At 72.8% G+C, this 16289-nt stretch carries 11 protein-coding genes and 5 tRNA genes; 7 read left to right on the top strand and 9 right to left on the bottom strand.

Annotation, left to right across the window (positions count from 1 at the left end; translation table 11 throughout):
• Positions 1-650 (top strand): nitroreductase family protein (locus F6X68_RS20470; RefSeq protein ID WP_151455799.1); only part of this gene is annotated, 650 nt, incomplete at its 5' end.
• Between the two features lie 343 nt (positions 651-993).
• On the opposite strand, the gene F6X68_RS20465 is transcribed toward F6X68_RS20470, so the two are convergent.
• Together F6X68_RS20465 and F6X68_RS20460 are read right to left on the bottom strand one after the other, a co-directional pair.
• Positions 994-1947 (bottom strand): DUF6528 family protein, encoded by a 954-nt coding sequence (locus F6X68_RS20465; protein ID WP_151455798.1) that lies wholly within the window; start codon positions 1945-1947, stop codon positions 994-996.
• A gap of 178 nt (positions 1948-2125) precedes the next feature.
• Entirely contained in the window at positions 2126-3127 is a 1002-nt protein-coding gene (locus F6X68_RS20460) for an NAD-dependent epimerase/dehydratase family protein (RefSeq protein WP_151455797.1), read from the bottom strand.
• 226 nt (positions 3128-3353) lie between these two features.
• On the opposite strand from F6X68_RS20460, the gene F6X68_RS20455 reads away from it, so the two are divergent.
• A complete protein-coding gene (locus F6X68_RS20455) occupies positions 3354-3728 on the top strand; it encodes a hypothetical protein (RefSeq protein WP_151455796.1) in 375 nt (124 codons plus the stop codon).
• Positions 3728-7294 (top strand): AAA domain-containing protein, encoded by a 3567-nt coding sequence (locus tag F6X68_RS20450; RefSeq protein ID WP_151455795.1) that lies wholly within the window; start codon positions 3728-3730, stop codon positions 7292-7294. The genes F6X68_RS20455 and F6X68_RS20450 overlap by 1 nt, the downstream gene beginning before the upstream one ends.
• A gap of 87 nt (positions 7295-7381) precedes the next feature.
• Here F6X68_RS20450 and F6X68_RS20445 read toward each other — a convergent pair.
• Positions 7382-7456, bottom strand: a tRNA-Val gene (locus F6X68_RS20445).
• Positions 7457-7505: 49 nt separating this feature from the next.
• A tRNA-Gly gene (locus F6X68_RS20440) sits at positions 7506-7578 on the bottom strand.
• Positions 7579-7741: 163 nt separating this feature from the next.
• Between F6X68_RS20440 and F6X68_RS20435 the strand changes: the two genes are divergently transcribed.
• On the top strand, positions 7742-7981 hold the full coding sequence (locus F6X68_RS20435) for a DUF6458 family protein (protein ID WP_091620076.1): 240 nt from the start codon (positions 7742-7744) through the stop codon (positions 7979-7981).
• Positions 7982-8608: 627 nt separating this feature from the next.
• Here the strand turns inward: F6X68_RS20435 and F6X68_RS20430 are convergent.
• The 3 genes from F6X68_RS20430 to F6X68_RS20420 form a co-directional block, all read right to left on the bottom strand.
• Positions 8609-8683: transfer RNA gene (locus F6X68_RS20430), tRNA-Val, on the bottom strand.
• A 13-nt stretch (positions 8684-8696) separates the two neighbouring features.
• Positions 8697-8767 (bottom strand) — tRNA-Cys (locus F6X68_RS20425).
• Between the two features lie 34 nt (positions 8768-8801).
• Positions 8802-8874, bottom strand: a tRNA-Gly gene (locus F6X68_RS20420).
• A gap of 306 nt (positions 8875-9180) precedes the next feature.
• On the opposite strand from F6X68_RS20420, the gene F6X68_RS20415 reads away from it, so the two are divergent.
• Both F6X68_RS20415 and F6X68_RS20410 read left to right on the top strand, forming a co-directional pair.
• Positions 9181-9783, top strand: coding sequence for a TetR/AcrR family transcriptional regulator (locus tag F6X68_RS20415; protein WP_151455794.1), 603 nt, complete (start codon positions 9181-9183; stop codon positions 9781-9783).
• Positions 9784-9965: 182 nt separating this feature from the next.
• Positions 9966-10541: a TIGR03086 family metal-binding protein gene (locus tag F6X68_RS20410; protein ID WP_151455793.1), complete on the top strand. Its 576-nt coding sequence runs from the start codon at positions 9966-9968 to the stop codon at positions 10539-10541.
• 58 nt (positions 10542-10599) lie between these two features.
• Here the strand turns inward: F6X68_RS20410 and F6X68_RS20405 are convergent, their stop codons facing one another.
• Complete coding sequence (locus F6X68_RS20405; RefSeq protein WP_151455792.1) at positions 10600-11778, bottom strand: alkane 1-monooxygenase; 1179 nt, start codon at positions 11776-11778, stop codon at positions 10600-10602.
• Positions 11779-12068: 290 nt separating this feature from the next.
• On the opposite strand from F6X68_RS20405, the gene F6X68_RS20400 reads away from it, so the two are divergent.
• Positions 12069-14972 (top strand): M36 family metallopeptidase, encoded by a 2904-nt coding sequence (locus F6X68_RS20400; RefSeq protein WP_225852320.1) that lies wholly within the window; start codon positions 12069-12071, stop codon positions 14970-14972.
• Between the two features lie 139 nt (positions 14973-15111).
• Here F6X68_RS20400 and F6X68_RS20395 read toward each other — a convergent pair whose 3' ends face one another.
• Positions 15112-16008, bottom strand: coding sequence for a hypothetical protein (locus F6X68_RS20395; protein ID WP_151455790.1), 897 nt, complete (start codon positions 16006-16008; stop codon positions 15112-15114).
• Between the last annotated feature and the right edge of the window lie 281 nt (positions 16009-16289).

Here is a 16289-nt window from a genome sequence, read left to right as displayed (position 1 = left end):
AGCAGGCCCTGCACGCCGCCATCCCCCGCCGGTTCAGCAACCGCGCGCCGTTCTGGCCCGACCCGGTGCCCGCCGACGCCCGCTGGCGCCTCACGGAGGCGGCCCGCGCCGAGCAGTGCTGGCTGGAACTGTTGGTCGGCGTCAGCGCAGTGAACGCGTTCGGCGAACTCGCCCGCAGCTCCCACCGGGTGCTGGAGCGGAGCCCCCAGTACCGGGCCGAACGCCAGGAGTGGGTACGCTCCGCGCCCGCCCCGGACGGCATTCCGGCCGCGTCCGGCGGCCCGCAGGGCGAGCCGCAGGACCTGCTGCCGTCGCGGGGCTTCGGCGGCCTCGACCGGGCGCCCGGGCGGGACTTCGAACCCGAGCCGCTGGTGGCGGTGCTCGGCTCGCCCGGCAACACGGCCGTCGACCAGGTCGTCGCCGGGCAGGCGTTGCAGCGGGTACTGCTGACCGCTACGGACTCGGGGCTGGCGGCGTCGATGTTGTCCCAGCCGATCGAGGTGCCGTCGGCGCGCGAGCAGCTGCGGCTGTCGCTGGGGCGCTTCGGCACGCCGCAGATGGTGCTGCGCGTCGGCTACGGCCAGCCGGGCTGGCCGACCCCACGCCGCGACGTGGGCGAGGTGCTCGACCTGCCTGTTTCCCAAGTCTGAACAACACACGGTGCCGGACGCCGGCTCGACAGCACGCTTCTGTGCGCCGGTGTCCACAAGTCCCCGCCGGGCTGACCGACAGGGCTCGTAGACGCCTGTTCAAGCTGGCATGTGCGGTGGTCGACCGGGTCTGCCGCAACGTCAGTGGCTCCATCCGGCCGCTGGCATTCGGGACGCGGAACGGGCAGGGCCGCGCGGATTCGGTAACACCCGCCTGCGAGCATGCCGTGCATGACCGAACGACCGGAGGCGCAGTACTGCCCGCGCCGGGAGGCAGTTGATCTGTAAGGGGGCACACCGGGGCCGGAGGCGGGCGCACCCGCCACCAGCCCCGGGGGCGTGACTACCGGTAGCTCCAGACCACCGGCCGGGCCTTGTAGATCGCCGCCCCGGAGAGGTAGCGGTTGCCGACGTAGGAACCGTTCAGCCGATACAGCCAGACGTTGCCGTTGCCGTAGGTGCCGTCGCCGTTCGCGCCGCTGACCTTGGTGGTGACGACCAGTCCGCCTGAGTGGTTACCGACACTCTTAATCTTGCTTGTGTCGATGTACCCGGGTGCCCGTTGGAATCGGTTGCGGTTGATGTCGTACCGGTAGACGTGGCTGGTGTTGCTCATCCACAGGTTGGCGGAGGTGCCGTAGACCGGTGACAGGTCATGCACGTTCCCGGTGACCTTCCGGCAGGCGGCGTTGGTGAGTTTGGGAGCGGTGGCCGCGCCGCTCACCTTGTAGCTGCACAGCCGGGTGCCGCCGGCGGCCCAGAGGCGCTTGATGGCGCTGTCCCAGTAGACGGCGTGGGCCTTGGCGAACGCCTTCGTGGCGGCCGGGCTGGTCCGGCCCTTGCCGTAGAGGGTGAGCCTGCCGGGGTCGGAGGAGGCGACCACGACAGCGCCGTTGGGCAGCAACTCGATGGCGTGCGGGTTGCCGCCCGGCGTGACCTGGTAGCGCACCTTGCGGGTGGCGTAGTCGACGATCCCGGCCCGGCCGCCCGAAGCGGCCACCAGGACCACGTACCGCGAGCCCTGCTTGCGGAACTTGACGTCGGAAAGGTTCTTCCAGCCACTACCGGCGGGTCGCTTCCACGACCACTGGGCCGAACCCGCCGTCCACCGACTGACGCCGGCGCTGAAGATCCTGACCCCGTACCGCTGGTCGACCACCGCGACCCGGTCGCTGGCAGCCTGTGCGCCGGTCGGCACGACCAGCACTCCCGCCATGCCCACCGTCGCCGCGCCGAGGGTTGCGCCGATCGCGCGCCACCGCCGTCGCGTCCTGTCTGTAGATCGCATCATCGCCATGCACCCTTCCCTTGACGAGCCCGTCGGGGGGCGTTGACGGGTGCGGCCGACGGAATCGGCCCGCACCCAACGACTCATGGTGTTCGAAGATATGCGTTCGGTAACGAGCTGGCAGTGGTTGCGTCGGATGGGCGACGGGCGTTGGAGGACCGGGCTTTCCTCCCGTGTTGAGGCCGCTTCAGCAGTCCGCCGCAGAGAGCAGCGCCGCCTCCCGGTCGGGGTCGAGCCCGACGGGGGCGCGCTGCGGTCGGCCCGCCCGAGGCGGGACGGAGCCCACCTCCCGCAGCCAAGCCCAGGTGTCGGCGACCGTCTCGGCCACCGGGCGGCAGGTCAGCCCGGCCGCGTACGCGCGCTCGACGCCGCGCTCCTGCACCCAGCGGTACTCGTGCCCGGCCGGGACCCAGATCGGCAGGTCGTTCCACGGCTCCACGCCGGCGGCCAGAATCGGCCCCGGGTCGGTCCAGCGCAGCCGGGCGTCGGCGCCGGTGGCCGCGACGCAGGCGTCGAGCAGCTCCCCCATCGTCGCGTGCCCGGGGCGGCTCACCGCGTTGAACGTCCCGCCCGGGCCCGCCGCGCCCAGGTCCAGCATCCAGCCCGCCAGGTCCCGCACGTCGACGTACTGCACCGGCAGGTCGACCGGACCCGGCGCCAGCACGTCCCCGCCCCGCGCGATGCGCATCAGCCACCAGGGCAGCCGGCCGATGTCCTCCCCCGGCCCGAGGATCAACCCGGCCCGGGCGATCAGCGCCCGCTCGCCGAACGTCCTCCGTACGGCCCGCTCGGCGCCGGCCTTGTTGGCCGGGTAGCCGCCCTCGTCGGCGTCCGGCTCCGCGTCCACCACCGGAGCGTCCTCGCCCACCCCGGTTGCGACGGGCCGCGCGTAGACGGAGCCGCTGGAGACGTAGACGTACCGGCCGACCCGGTCGACCAGCGCGCGGGCGGCGTCGCGCGCCGCGCGGGGCGCGCCGTCCCAGGTGTCGACCACCAGGTCCCACTCGCCGTCCGCGAGCGCCGCCAGGCCGCCGGGCGCGGTCCGGTCACCCCGCAACCGGTGTACGCCTTCCGGCGTCGCGCCGTGCAGCCCCCGGTTGAACACGGTCACCGCCCAACCCCGCCGTACGCCCTCGGCGACCGTCGCGCCGCCCACGAATCCCGTTCCGCCCAGCACCAGCAGCCTCATGCGCTCCACTGTGCCCGCTCCGGGCAGCGCCCCGGTCCCGTGTTCACGGTCAGCGGATCTGCCCACGGCAGAACCCCGGCCGGACAACACCGATCCGAAGTGGACGGCGGACGACAGGGCAGGACCGCCCACGGCGTCCCGTCGGGAACCCGACACGTCCTCCCTCGCCGCGCCGTCATTCCGTAGCGTTCCGGGTGCTTTCGGATTGGGTCTGGGGGAGGCACGGGTGTCCGAGGTCGTCGTTGAGGTCAGTTTCACGCCGCTGCCGGAGGACGACGATTTCGTCCTCGACCAGCTGACTGACGAGCTCGTGGAGGACCTGGGCGACATCGGCGAGGTGCGGCGGCTCGAGTCGCCCGCCGATCCTGACAGCAAGGGCGTCGGTGAGGTGGTGCTGGCCACCGTGGCCGTGGTCGCCGGCGCCGACCCTGGCTACGCGCAGGCACTCGTGGACCTGGTGGTGGGCTTCCTCAACCGCAACCAGGGTCGCCGGGCACACCTGAGGATCGGTGCCGTCGAGCTGACCATCGACCAGGCGACCAAGGCGGAGACCACCCAGCTGATCGACCTCGTCCGTGACGCGATCGAGCATTCCCGCTGATGGGTCGGCATGCCCTGGTGCTCGGCACGGCGACCTATGACGCCGCCTCGAAGCTCACCGCGCTGCCCGGCGTCCGGCAGGACGTCGAACAGTTGAGGACCGTGCTGGACAGCGACGGCGACTTCGACAGCGTCGACGCCCACGTCGACCTGCCCGCAGCGCGCATGAAGCAGGTCGTCGAGGAGTTCTACGGCGCTCGGCGCACCGGTGATCTCGCTCTCTTCTACTACTCCGGCCACGGCATCCAGCACGACGACCGGCAGTCCCTCTTCTTCGGCACCATCGACACCGAGACAACTCTCCTGCACACCACGGCGTTCGATGTCGAGGGCGTCCTCCGGCACATGCTCAACCACACCAAGGCCAGCCAGAAGGTGGTCCTGCTGGACTGCTGCTTCTCGGGCTCGTTCACCGCCCGGCACCGGTTCAGCGGCGGCGTACGGCAGGAGCCCCGGCGTCTCAAGCGCGAGCGTGGCACGTTCATGCTCCAGTCGAGCAGCCATCTGAAGGCGTCGAAGGCGCAGGGCCCGGACCGGCCCTCGGTCTTCACCGAGGTCCTGCTCACCGGTCTCCGCGGTGCGGCTCGGGCGACCGCGGAGGACGGCTGGCTCACCGCGAGCGACCTCTCCCGGTACGCGATGACCGAGATGTCGCGTCGCCGGGAGGAGAAGCCGGTCGAGTCGAGCGAAGGTGTCACCGACCCGATCCCGCTGGTCGCGGGGTCGGACGAACGGCCACAGCGGAGCCCGGGCGTACGGAGAGACGAGCCGGACGACGCATCCTTCGACGCCGAGCGGTGGCGTCGTCTGCTCAACTACCACGTCGCCTGCCTGCAACGCTCCGCCGTCCTGCAGTTCTTCGTCAACCCGGCGAACAAGGACTCTTACCTCGCTGCGCCCGCGGGCCGGGAGGTCATGCTCTCGGCCACCGAGCCGGTGCCACTCAAGGAGCGCGGCCAGCGGCTGGCCGGGTTGGCCGAGGCTGGTGGCCGCTCCCTGCAGTACGGCTACCCGATCGTGGCGTTGCCGCAGAAGGGCACCCAGCAGGTACGACTGGCGCCCCTGCTCGTCTCGGACCTGACCGTGGGAGACGACGGGTTGGCGCACCCGGCGCCGCCGCAGCCCAGTCCAGCCCTGATCGACCATTTCCAGCTGGCTGCGGTCGAGGCGGACGAACTGCGGCAGGCAGTGGCCGAACGACTCGTCCCCGGCGAGCACAAGTCCCTCGCCGAGGTAGCCGATCTGGTGGCGAACACGTTCGGGCTGAAGCCGGTGTCCGCCCTCGACCCGGAGAATCTGGTCGGGATGGTCAACCGCGGGCCCGTCAATCGGGTGCAGAACGCCGGAATGCTGTTCGCCGCGGGCAGCGCGGAGTCCCCCGAGCGACAGCTGATCGAGGACCTGCAGGACATCGTCAAGAACGCGGGGAAGATCGCATCGACCGCCCTCGGTACGTTGTCGAGCGATGTCGTGGCCGGGACGGATGCGCAGGATGCCGACGTCCTGACGGTGGCGTTGAGTTCGGTCAACGAGACTCAGGAGGACATCATCCGGGCGGCGATGAGCCGACCCCTGACTGTCGCGCAGGGGCCACCCGGAACCGGCAAGAGCCAACTGGTGACCGCATTGCTGGCGACCGCCACGGCCGCTGGGCAGAGCGTGCTGATCGGCTCGACCAACAACCGGGCTGTCGATGAGGTCGTCGAGCGGGTCACCGGCATGGTCGGCCCGGGACTGGTGCTGCGTACCGGGAACAAGGAGTACCGGCAGCAGGAGCCGCAGTACCTCGCCGAGGTGATGCAGGCATGGCCACCGCCGGTGCCGGAGGCCGACGGGCCGTTCAACGAGTTACGACTCGTGGCGCAGGAGATCAAGCGGTTACGCGAGGATCTCGACGAGCGTCGCTGGCTTGAACGGGATCTCGCCGACCTCGCCTTCGAACGGGACCGCTCACTCGCCGACGCCGACGACGCCTTCCTGGCCAAGCTGGTCGACCTCACCGATCGAGCACTGACAAGTCGATGGTTCGGGTGGTGGTATCGCAGGCGACTGCGGTCGCGAGGCGTGTTCGACCGGGATGCGATCACCGCCCTCGGTGAACAGGCGGTCATCGAGCAGTGCTGGCGCGAGCGACGCCAACGACTCCAGTCCCGGCCGGGCACCGCCGAAGAAGTCTGGAAGCGGCTACGGACTCTGCAACACGACACCAGACCCGAGCACAGCGACCAGCTACTGCGTGCGCAGATCGCCGCCCGGGTGGCCGGCAACACGACCCTGCTCCGCAACCGCGCCGACGAGATGGCCAAGCCGGAAGCAAGAAGCTGGGCCTACATGAGCGAGCTTCTCGCCGCGCTACCGGGCTGGGCGGTCACCGCGATGTCGGCCCGCCGGCTGCTGCCCAGAGCGGGGCTGTTCGACCTGGTGATCATCGACGAAGCCGCCCAGTGCACCGTCGCTGCCGTCCTGCCGATGCTCTACCGGGCGAAACGCGCCCTGATCATCGGCGACCCGCGGCAGCTCACACCGGTCGTCGAGCTCTCCGACACAGACGACCGGGGCGAGCAGGCCCGCGCCGGGCTCGGACACGAGTGGCTGACCAGCCGGCGGCTCACCCACCGGAACCACTCGGCGTACGAAGCCTTCGCGACCGCGGCGGGAAGCACCATCCTGCTCGACGAGCACTACCGCTGCCACCCGGAGATCATCGACGCACCGAACCGGGTCGTCTACCAGAACCGGCTGACGGTTCTCACCGACCCGGCTCGGCTGGCCGCACCGGCCGAGTCCGCCACCCGCTGGGTGGACGTGTCCGGCCGCTTCACCCGAGGCGCCACAGGTTCCGGCCGCAACGCCGACGAGGTTGACGCGGTGGTGGGCGAGGTCCAGCGGCTACACAAGGAGTACCCAGGCGTCACGATCGGCGTGGTGACGCCACTGGCCGAGCAGCAGCGGATCCTGGACCGGGCGCTCCGGGACGCCGGCCTCGCCGACGACCTGCGGTGCGCGACCATCCACAAGTTTCAGGGCAGCGAGAAGGACATCATGGTCGTCTCGCCCGTCGGCGCGCACGGCATCAGCGAGCGCACCCGTGGTTGGCTCGTCGAGCAGACGAACCTGTGGAACGTGGCGATCACCCGCGCCAGGTCCCAGCTGATCGTCGTGGGCGACCGTTCGTGGTGGTCCGGGCAACGCGGACTGCTGGCCGGTCTCGCCAGCCCGCCCGCGCCGGCGGCCACGGGCGCCGGCGTCGACGGGCGACCGGTCGACCAACTGATCGCCGGCCTACGTGACGCCGGGCTGACGGTGCGTTGGGGTACGCCACTGCCGGGTTACCCGGTCGACCTCACGCTCAGCCTTCGCGACAAGAGCCTGGCGGTGCTGGTCGACGATCCCGAGGGTGATCCGGACGGAAAGCCGCTACGGCGGATCCTGAGCAGGCTCGACATCATTGCCGCGGCCGCGGAGGTCAGGCGGGTACCGGCCTGGCGCTGTCTCGCCGAACCGGAACGGGTGGTGCAGGAACTGCGCGACGCAGTCGAGGGAGGCACGCGCAAGGGCGACGCCTGATCACCGTTCCACTTCGCCGCCAGGCAGGGCACCCGGATACGCCGGTACAGATTTCCGCGCCATCGCCGTTCAGCAGGGAAGACAAGCTGGTGGGCGATACTGGGTTTGAACCAGTGACCTCTTCCGTGTCAAGGAAGCGCGCTCCCACTGCGCCAATCGCCCGGGGGTGACCGCCCGATCCGGCAGGCCGGATCACAAGGGGCGGATCGCGAGCGGACGACGGGATTCGAACCCGCGACCCTCACCTTGGCAAGGTGATGCGCTACCAGCTGCGCTACGTCCGCGTGCCGCCGGTGTTCGTCGGCGACGGGGGAAACTCTACCCGACGCCAAGATCGCCTGGCACGCCGCCCCGCCGACGGCCGGACCGGGCGATGATTGCGCTGGTAAACCACGGGGTACTGGGGCCATCGACAGCACACCACATCCCCTGACCAAGGAGGCTGTCGTGGGTATCGGCACCAGCATCTTCCTGATCGCGCTCGGCGCGATCCTCACCTTCGCGCTCGACGCGAGCCTCGGTGGCATCAACCTCGACGTCGTCGGGTGGATCCTGATGGCCGCCGGCGTGCTCGGCCTCATCATGACCACGCTCATCTGGGGACGTCGCCGCCAGGTGGTCAGCACGACCGAGCCGGTCGAGTACCGGCGGGTCGAGGAGCGCCGGGACGTCGCCCCGCCGCTCTGACGCCGGTCCACGCGGCCGCCGGAGCTGAACGGTCGCGCAACGCACCGCCGACGTGCCGGTCACCCGGAGCAGGGTGGCCGGCACGTCGCGTCCGCCGGCCGTACGACCAGCCCCGGCGCCCGACCGACGAACGGCGGACGGCGGGCACGGCGAGCGGCGGGCACGGCGAGCGCCGATGCATGCCGCCGTATCGACGCTGTCGAGCTGATGTCACAGACGAGTCAACCGCGACGGGTCACCTCCGCAGAGCCGCCGCCCCCGTCCCCGGGCCGAAGCAGTCGCCTGCCAGCGCCGGCGGTGATGTCGCAGGTGGTGCGCATGGACCCTGCTCGCCGCCGTGATCGCCCGGGCGATGATGTCGTAGACGACTCACCTCGACAGGCACACTGACGAGGCATCGCCCGGCCACCGGTGACCCGAGGACCTGGCTCACCCGACTCACCCGGGTTCACTCTCAAGCCAGGGCCACGAGGCACCGCCCGTCCCCGGCGAACTGACCCGCCGGTCCGCCGCCGGTGGCCGCGGGCCCACCCCGCCATGGCCGTCGGCGTTGGTCGCAGTCATGACAGCTCGGCCCAGGTGGGAACCGACGAAGGCCCGTCACCATTCGGTGACGGGCCTTCGTGTTGGTGGGCGATACTGGGTTTGAACCAGTGACCTCTTCCGTGTCAAGGAAGCGCGCTCCCACTGCGCCAATCGCCCTCGTTTGTTACCGAGGTGGGGACGGGATTTGAACCCGCGTACACGGCTTTGCAGGCCGTTGCCTCGCCTCTCGGCCACCCCACCGAGGTTGCCCCCGTCATGCGTGGCGGCAGCTCCGAGCGGACGACGGGATTCGAACCCGCGACCCTCACCTTGGCAAGGTGATGCGCTACCAGCTGCGCTACGTCCGCACGTCTCCGGCGTTAACCGGTGACGGGTGAGAACTTTAGCCGAGCGGGTGAGCGGTTGCCAAATCGGGGTGGCTCCCGGCGAGTCGGGTGGGACCGGCCCGCCATGCACCTGCGGCGGAGGGGTGACGTCCCGCCCACTGCCTAGGCTTCCTAGGAGGATGGGCCGGACTCGTCCGGCCGTCCGCAGCCCATGGCGGCCTGCGGCCGGGATCCGCCCCGGAAACTGTCTGGATTCCGACTCTGGCGGGCAGAACGGACCGTGATCCGTAACTGCCCGTGTTCGATTGGATGGGCTACGGTAACGGCGTGACGAGACGTGCGGCGGAGATCCGCCTGGATGCCCTGCTGCGCACGGCCTGTGACGTGATCGTGGAACGCGGTCTGGCCAACACCCGCACGGCCGACGTGGCACAGGCCGCCGGGGTGAGCCAGGCACTGGTCTTCTACCACTTCGCCACGAAGGACCGGCTGCTCGCGCAGGCGTTCGCGTACGCGGTGGAGCAGGATCTGGCCCGCCTGGACGCGGTGATGCGTTCCAGCGCCCCGCCCCTGACCAAGCTCCGCCGGATCGTCCGGCTCTACACGCCGGCGGGCCGGGCGACCTCCTGGGCCATGTGGATCGACGGCTGGGCGGAGTCGCTGCGTACCCCGGAGTTGGAGAAGGTCTCCCGCCGGCTCGACCTGCGCTGGCGCGAGGACCTGGCGACGGTCATCTCGGACGGGGTCCGCGACGGCACCTTCGAGTGCGCCGACCCGTCCGGGGCGGCGTGGCGGATCAGCGCGGTGGTGGACGGGCTGGCGGTGCAGCTCGCGGTGCACGACCGGGTGATCTCCCGCCGGCAGTTCACCGAGTGGGTGCGCCTGCTCACCGCCCGCGAGCTGGGGCTGGACCCGGCGCAGCTGGACTGAGCCGGCGCCGCCCCAGCGCGTCCAGGACCGCCTCGTGCAGCGGGGTGCGGGGTGAGCGCCGTGGTGGACGCGTCGGCGGCCGGGGTCCCGACCGGGACCGGCCGGGCGCGACCGGCGCTCCGTCCGCCCGCGAAGCCGGCAAAACGGCTCGGCTCCCCGAGGCAGCCGGAACAATCGTCGGCATGGACCCGCTGGAGACGTACCGCCGCAGCCTGGCCGAGTTCACCGACCGGGTGGCGCAGGTCGGCCCCGACCAGTGGTCGGACCCGACCCCGTGCCCCGACTGGGACGTCCGGACGCTGGTCAACCACGTGGTGGGCGAAGACCGGTGGAGCGTCGCGCTGCTCGCGGGGCGGACGATCGAGCAGGTCGGCGACCGCTACGACGGCGACGTGCTCGGCCCGGACCCGGCCGGCACGGCCCGGGAGGCGGCGGGGCAGGCCGAGTTGGCCTTCACCCACCCGGGGGCGCTGGAGCGCACCGTCGGGCTCTCCACCGGCGAGACCCCCGCCGACGAGTACCTGCACCAACTGACCGCGGAGCACCTGATCCACGGCTGGGACCTCGCCGTGGCGATCGGCGCGGACCCCCGGCTGGACGCCGACGCGGTCGCCGCGTGCGCGCAGTGGTTCGCTCAGCGGATCGGCGACTACCAGCGGGGCCGACTGGTCCGGCCGGAGGTCGACGTGCCGGCGCGGGCGGACGAGCAGGACCGCCTCGTCGCCGCCTTCGGCCGCGACCCCGACTGGGCGCCGTGAGGGACCCGACCGGACGCCCCGGGAGTTGCGCAGCGGGCCGGGACGCGAATCCCGGTCGTCAGGCGGCCGCCGGGCCACGTCGACGGCGCTTCTGCAGCCGGCGCAGGGCCGGCGGGTGGACGTTGGCCAGCGTCAGGTCCCCGCCGTAGTGGGCGAGCACCCGGTGGTCCATCAGCCGGCGCCACACCGGCGGCGCCAGCGCGGCCAGCACCATCGTGGCGTAGCCGGCGGGCAGCTGCGGGGAGGACTCGAAGGTGCGCAGCGTCTGGTAGCGGCGCAGCGGGTTGGCGTGGTGGTCGCTGTGCCGCTGGAGCTGGAAGAGGAAGATGTTGGTCACGCTGCGGTCGCTGTTCCAGCTGTGCCGGGGGTCGACCTTCTCGTAGCGCCCGGCGGGGGTGCGCTGCCGGGCAAGCCCGTAGTGCTCCAGGTAGTTGACCACCTCGAGCAGGGAGAACCCGACCACCGCCTGGAGCGCCAGGAACGGCAGTACGCCCGGGCCGAAGGCGACGGTCAGCGCCGCGTAGAGCGCGAGGGTCATCGCGAACGCGTTCAGCACGTCGTTGCGCCACGTCCACGGGCTGCGGCCCCGCAGGCGGAACCGGGCGGCCTCCAGCCGCCACGCCGAGCGCAGGCTGCCTGAGACGGTACGCGGCCAGAACGCCCAGAAGCTCTCCCCCAGCCGGGCGCTGGCCGGGTCCTCCGGTGTGGCGACGCGGGTGTGGTGGCCCCGGTTGTGCTCGACGTGGAAGTGCCCGTACGCGGCCGGCGCGAGGGCCACCTTGGACAGCCAGCGCTCCACCGTCTCCCGCTTGTGGCCCAGCTCGTGGGCGGTGTTGATGGCGATGCCGTCGACCACACCCATCGTGGCGACCAGGCCGGCCGCCCCGGCCACCGTCAGGTCGCCCCGGGCCCAGACCGCGCAGCAGAGCACCAGGCCGGCGTACTGGGCGGGCAGGTAGAGGTAGGTCAACCAGCGGTAGTAGCCGTCGGCGGCCAGCCGGGCCACCGCCTCGTCGGGCGGGTTGCGCCGGTCCTCGCCGACCAGCAGGTCGACCACCGGGATCAGGACGAACACGGCGGCGGGGGTGAGCCACCAGGCCCAGGCGTCGCCGGTGGCCCGCCAGGTCGCCCAGCCGACGAACGGCAGCGTCGGGACGAGCAGCGCCAGCGGCCACCAGGGCCGGCGGGTGTCCCGCCAGCCGGCGGCGTTGGCGGGCGCTGTGGGGTCGAGGGCCATGGCCGGCCTCCGCTCTGTCGCGGTCCTCCCTCGACTGTGACAGCCGTCATGTCCGTGTACAAGGGACTGTTTTTGTCGAAACCAGCGCGGGGAGGGGCGCGCCGCTCCGGCATCCGCGAGGGCTCCCGCGACGCGCCGGGCCGCCTTGAGTAGGCGCGGCCCTTGTCCCCACCCAGGCAGGCTGATATCCACAGATGCGCATGCGTAACCGCGCTGCGCGGGCCGGCGGAGGGCCGGCCACCCCGCTCCCACGAGGAGGTCCCGTGGCACAACCGGAGTGGACACCCTGGATGAGTCGGCGTCGACGCCGACTCATCCCCGTCCTGGCGGCGACCGCGGTGGCGGCCGCGCTGCTGCCCACCGGACCCACCGCAGCCGCCCCCGCCGGCGGCGCCTCCGCCGAGCGGCGCTCCGGCCCGTTCGCCGAGGGGCAGCACCAGCACGCCGACGTCGACAACCGCCCCGGTACCGCCGCCCCCGACGCGCGGCAGCGGGGCCTGGCGCGCAGGGCCGACCCGGACGCCCGCTGGAACCGGCTCGGCACCCCGCACGCGCTTGGCCCCGGCAGCGCGCCCCTCGCCACCGGCCTGCCCGCCGAGCCGGAGGCGGCCGCCCGCGCGTACCTCACCGGGCACCAGGACCTCTTCGGGCTGGACGCCGCGGCGGTCGACGCGATGGACCGGGTGCTGGTCCGCCCGGTCGGCGCCGGCGCGGTCGTCACCCTCCGGCAGCGCTTCGGCGACCTGCCGGCCGGGCACGACGGCCTGGTCACCGTCGCGGTCGCCGGCGGCAAGGTCCTCGCGGTCAGCTCCTCGCTGTCCCGGGACACCGACGCGCCGGCGCCGGCCACCCTCACCGACGAGCAGGCGTACGCGGCGGCGCGCGCCGACGCCGGCCTGACCGCCGAGGCGGTACGCAGCCACAGCGTCCGCGCCGTCGCCGTGCCCACCCCGCTCGACGGGCCCCGCGCCGCCTACGAGGTGACCCTGATCGGCGCCGACACCGACCACCCGGCGGCGTTCACCACCTACGTCGACGGGATCACCGGGCAGGTGCTGGTCCGCGAGGACCTCGTCGACTTCGACTCGGACAACCCGAGCTGGGCGGTCTTCCCGGCCACCCCGCCGCGCGACCTCGGCCCCGGGCAGGATCCCCGGGTGCGCTGGTGCGGCGACCCCGCGCCGGGCTGCCAGGCGGCCTTCCACGATCCGGCGACCGGCCAGCCCTGGGACGTCGACGCGGCCACCGGCACGCCGACCGGCACCGCCCGCGGCAACTCCGCCAACACCGTGCTGTCCTGGGGCGGCGGCACGCCGGCCGTACCGGCCACGCCCAGCCCGGAGCGCCGCTACGAGTACCCGTTCACCGACCAGTGGCACCAGGCCCGCTGCAACCCGGAGGTGTTCACCTCGGCGCAGCGCAACGACGGCGACGCCGCGATCGCCAACCTGTTCGCCATGCACAACCGGATGCACGACTGGGCCTGGCACCTCGGCTTCACCGAGGCCACCTGGAACCTCCAGGCGGTGAACCTGACCCCGCAGGGCCTGGGCGGCGACGCCGAGCAGGGCCGCGCCCAGCAGGGTGCGCTCAGCGGCAACCGGAACAACGCCAACCAGGGCACGCCGCGCGACGGCCTGCCGCCGACCACCAACATGTACCTGTGGCAGCCGCAGGCCGGCGGGCCGTACCCGCCCTGCGTGGACGGCGACTACGACATGACGGTGATCGGGCACGAGTACACCCACGCCATCACCAACCGCATGATCGCCGGCCCGGACAGCGGCATCAGCGGGCACCAGGGCGGCTCGATGGGCGAGTCGTGGAGCGACCTGCTCGCCGCCGAGTACCTGTTCCAGCACGGGCTGCGCGCCCCCGGCGAGACGCCCTACGTCACCGGCGGCTACGTCACCGGCAACCTGGTCAGCGGCATCCGCAACCACGACTTCAGCCGCAGCCCGCTGAACTACTCCGACGTCGGCTACAACACCGGCGGTCCCGCCGTGCACGCCGACGGCGAGATCTGGAGCGCCACCAACTTCCGGGTGCGCGCCGCGATGATGAAGCGCTACGGCGTCGGCACCCCGCAGCGGCAGCTCGACTGCGCGCGCGGCAAGGTGGCGGTGGAGCAGTGCCCGGGCAACCGGCGCTGGTCGCAGCTGGTCTTCGACTCGTTCCTGCTCCAGGCCGCCAGCCAGGTGAGCATGCTCGACATGCGGGACAACATGCTCACCGCCGACCTGCTGCGCTTCGGCGGCGCCAACCAGGACCTGCTCTGGGCGGAGTTCGCCCGCTCCGGGATGGGCCGCGACGCCGCCACCAACGGCGCCGCCGACACGGACCCGACGCCGAGCTTCGCCGCTCCGGGCGCCGACAACGCCGTGCTCACCCTGCGGCCGAAGGGCGAGAGCGCCGACGCGCCGATCCGGGTGTACGTCGGGGCGTACGAGGCGCGGGCGGTGCCGGTGGCGGACACCGACCCGGCCACCGCCCTGCCGGACACCGTCGAGCTGGTGCCCGGCACATACCAGTTGCTCGCCGTCGCGCCCGGCTTCGGCCACCAGCGGCTGACCGTGGTCGCCAAGGCCGGCAAGGAGGGGTACGTCGACCTGCGGATGAGCCGGAACCTGGCGTCCACGGCGTCCGGCGCGACGGTCACCGGTGACGGGGTCAACCTGGACCGCATCGCCGACGACACCGAGGCCACCAACTGGGCCTCCCTGGACGGGGTCGCCGGGCGGCAGGTGACCGTGGCGCTGCCCGGGGACGCGCCGCAGGTCGTGAAGCGGGTGAACGTCAGCGCCATGCTGCGCCCGGCGATCGCCGGCGACGCCGACGCGGGCGGCCAGAACGCGCTCAGCGCGCTGCGCTCGTTCGCGGTGTCGGCGTGCAACGCGAAGACGACCGACTGCGCGGATCCGGCGAACTGGCGGCGGATCCACACCAGCGCGCCCGACGCGTTCCCGGGCGGGGCGTACCGGGCGTACGTGCCGGACATCAACCTGCGCGAGTTCGCGGTGCCGACCACGCTGGCCACGCACCTGCGGTTGGAGGTGCTCGCCAGCCAGTGCACCGGCGGCCCGGCCTACGCCGGTGAGCAGGACGACGACCCGGCGACCACCACCGACTGCGCGACGGCCAGCCCGGCCCGTACGCAGGTGCGCATCGCCGAGTTCCAGGCGTTCTCGAAGTGACCGCCCGTCGGGGCCGGTCGGCGTGCCGGCCGGCCCCGACGGACCACCTCCGGCCGTCGACCCGGGCGGACCGCCGTCGGGCACGCGTACCCGTGACTCCGCCGGACCACCGCCGGACAGTCGTACCTGTGGCCCTCGGTCAGCGGCGGGCGGCCCGCCACCGTCCGGGCGCGACGGGCCGTTCCCAGCGCCGGTCCGGCCCGACGTCGTCGTCCGCGCCGGCCGCCCGGGTCAGGTGACGCAGCCGCAGCAGCAGGCCGAGGCCGAGCGAGAGCAGCAGCCCACCGAGCAGGAACGCGGCCTGCACGGCCCCGAAACCGCTGGCCCCCGCCACCGGCCGCCCCGTGCCGGCCGCCGGCAGCGCCCCGTCGGTCACCGGCCCGTCGGTCGCCAAGTCGTCGGTCACCGGCTCGTCAGCCGCCGGCTCGTCGGTGGCGGGCGCAGCCCCCGGCTCCGCCGCTCCCCCGGACTCCCCGGCCGGTCCGGTCGTGTCCGTCGGGGCGGGGCGAGGCTCCGGCTCCTCGGGCGCGGCCGTCCGGGTGGTCGCCCCGACCACCGACCGCGTCGCCGTCTGTCGGGACAGCAGCCGCAGGTTCGCGTCGTACGCCTCCGCCGCGAGAGTGATCCGCCCCCGGGTGACGTCACCGGCGAAGGCCAACCGGTAGCGGGCGGTGACCGTACGCCCGGGGCAGAGCGTGCCCGGGTCGAGCCGGCGGTCGGTCAGCCGGGCCACCTCCCCGTCGGCGCGGATGTCCAGCGGGAACGAGCCGGTCTCCTCGACCCGGTCCACCCTGACCTGGTCGAGCCGCATCCCGCGCACCCGCAGCACCATCGACCAGCGGACCTTTACGCAGCCGCCGTCGTCGCGGGAGACCACGGCGGAGACGGTCTCCACCCGGCCCCCGGCGGTGAACTCGTCCGGCAGGCCGCTCAGTTCGGTGGCGAAGGCCGCCTGCGCGGGCGCGGGCAGACCCGCCCCGGTCAGGCAGCCGAGCACCACCCCGGCCCGTAGCGCGTACCGCCACCTGGTCGCCACCGTTCCCACCTCCCGTCGGTCGCCGCCAACCCGCAACGCTGCCAGCGCCGCCGGCCGGCCGGTAGACGGGCGTGTTCGCACCGATCGCCAAGCGCGGGGGCCGATTTCACCGACGGTGGTGAACCGGTCACCCCCTCCCCGCGACACGCCCGGCCCCGACGACCGCGCGGCGGCGACCGGCCGAGGGGCGACCGGCGGCGGCGACCGGCTTGCGGCGGCCGGTCGGGGCGGCCCTCGATTAGCCGCCGATCGGGGGCGATCCGGGGTGGCGCCGGTCGGCG

The organism is Micromonospora sp. AMSO12t, assembly GCF_008806585.1.
Lineage (GTDB): Bacteria > Actinomycetota > Actinomycetes > Mycobacteriales > Micromonosporaceae > Micromonospora > Micromonospora reichwaldensis.
Note: the sequence above shows the minus strand (reverse complement) of the source record. Positions and strands in the feature narration are given on the sequence as shown.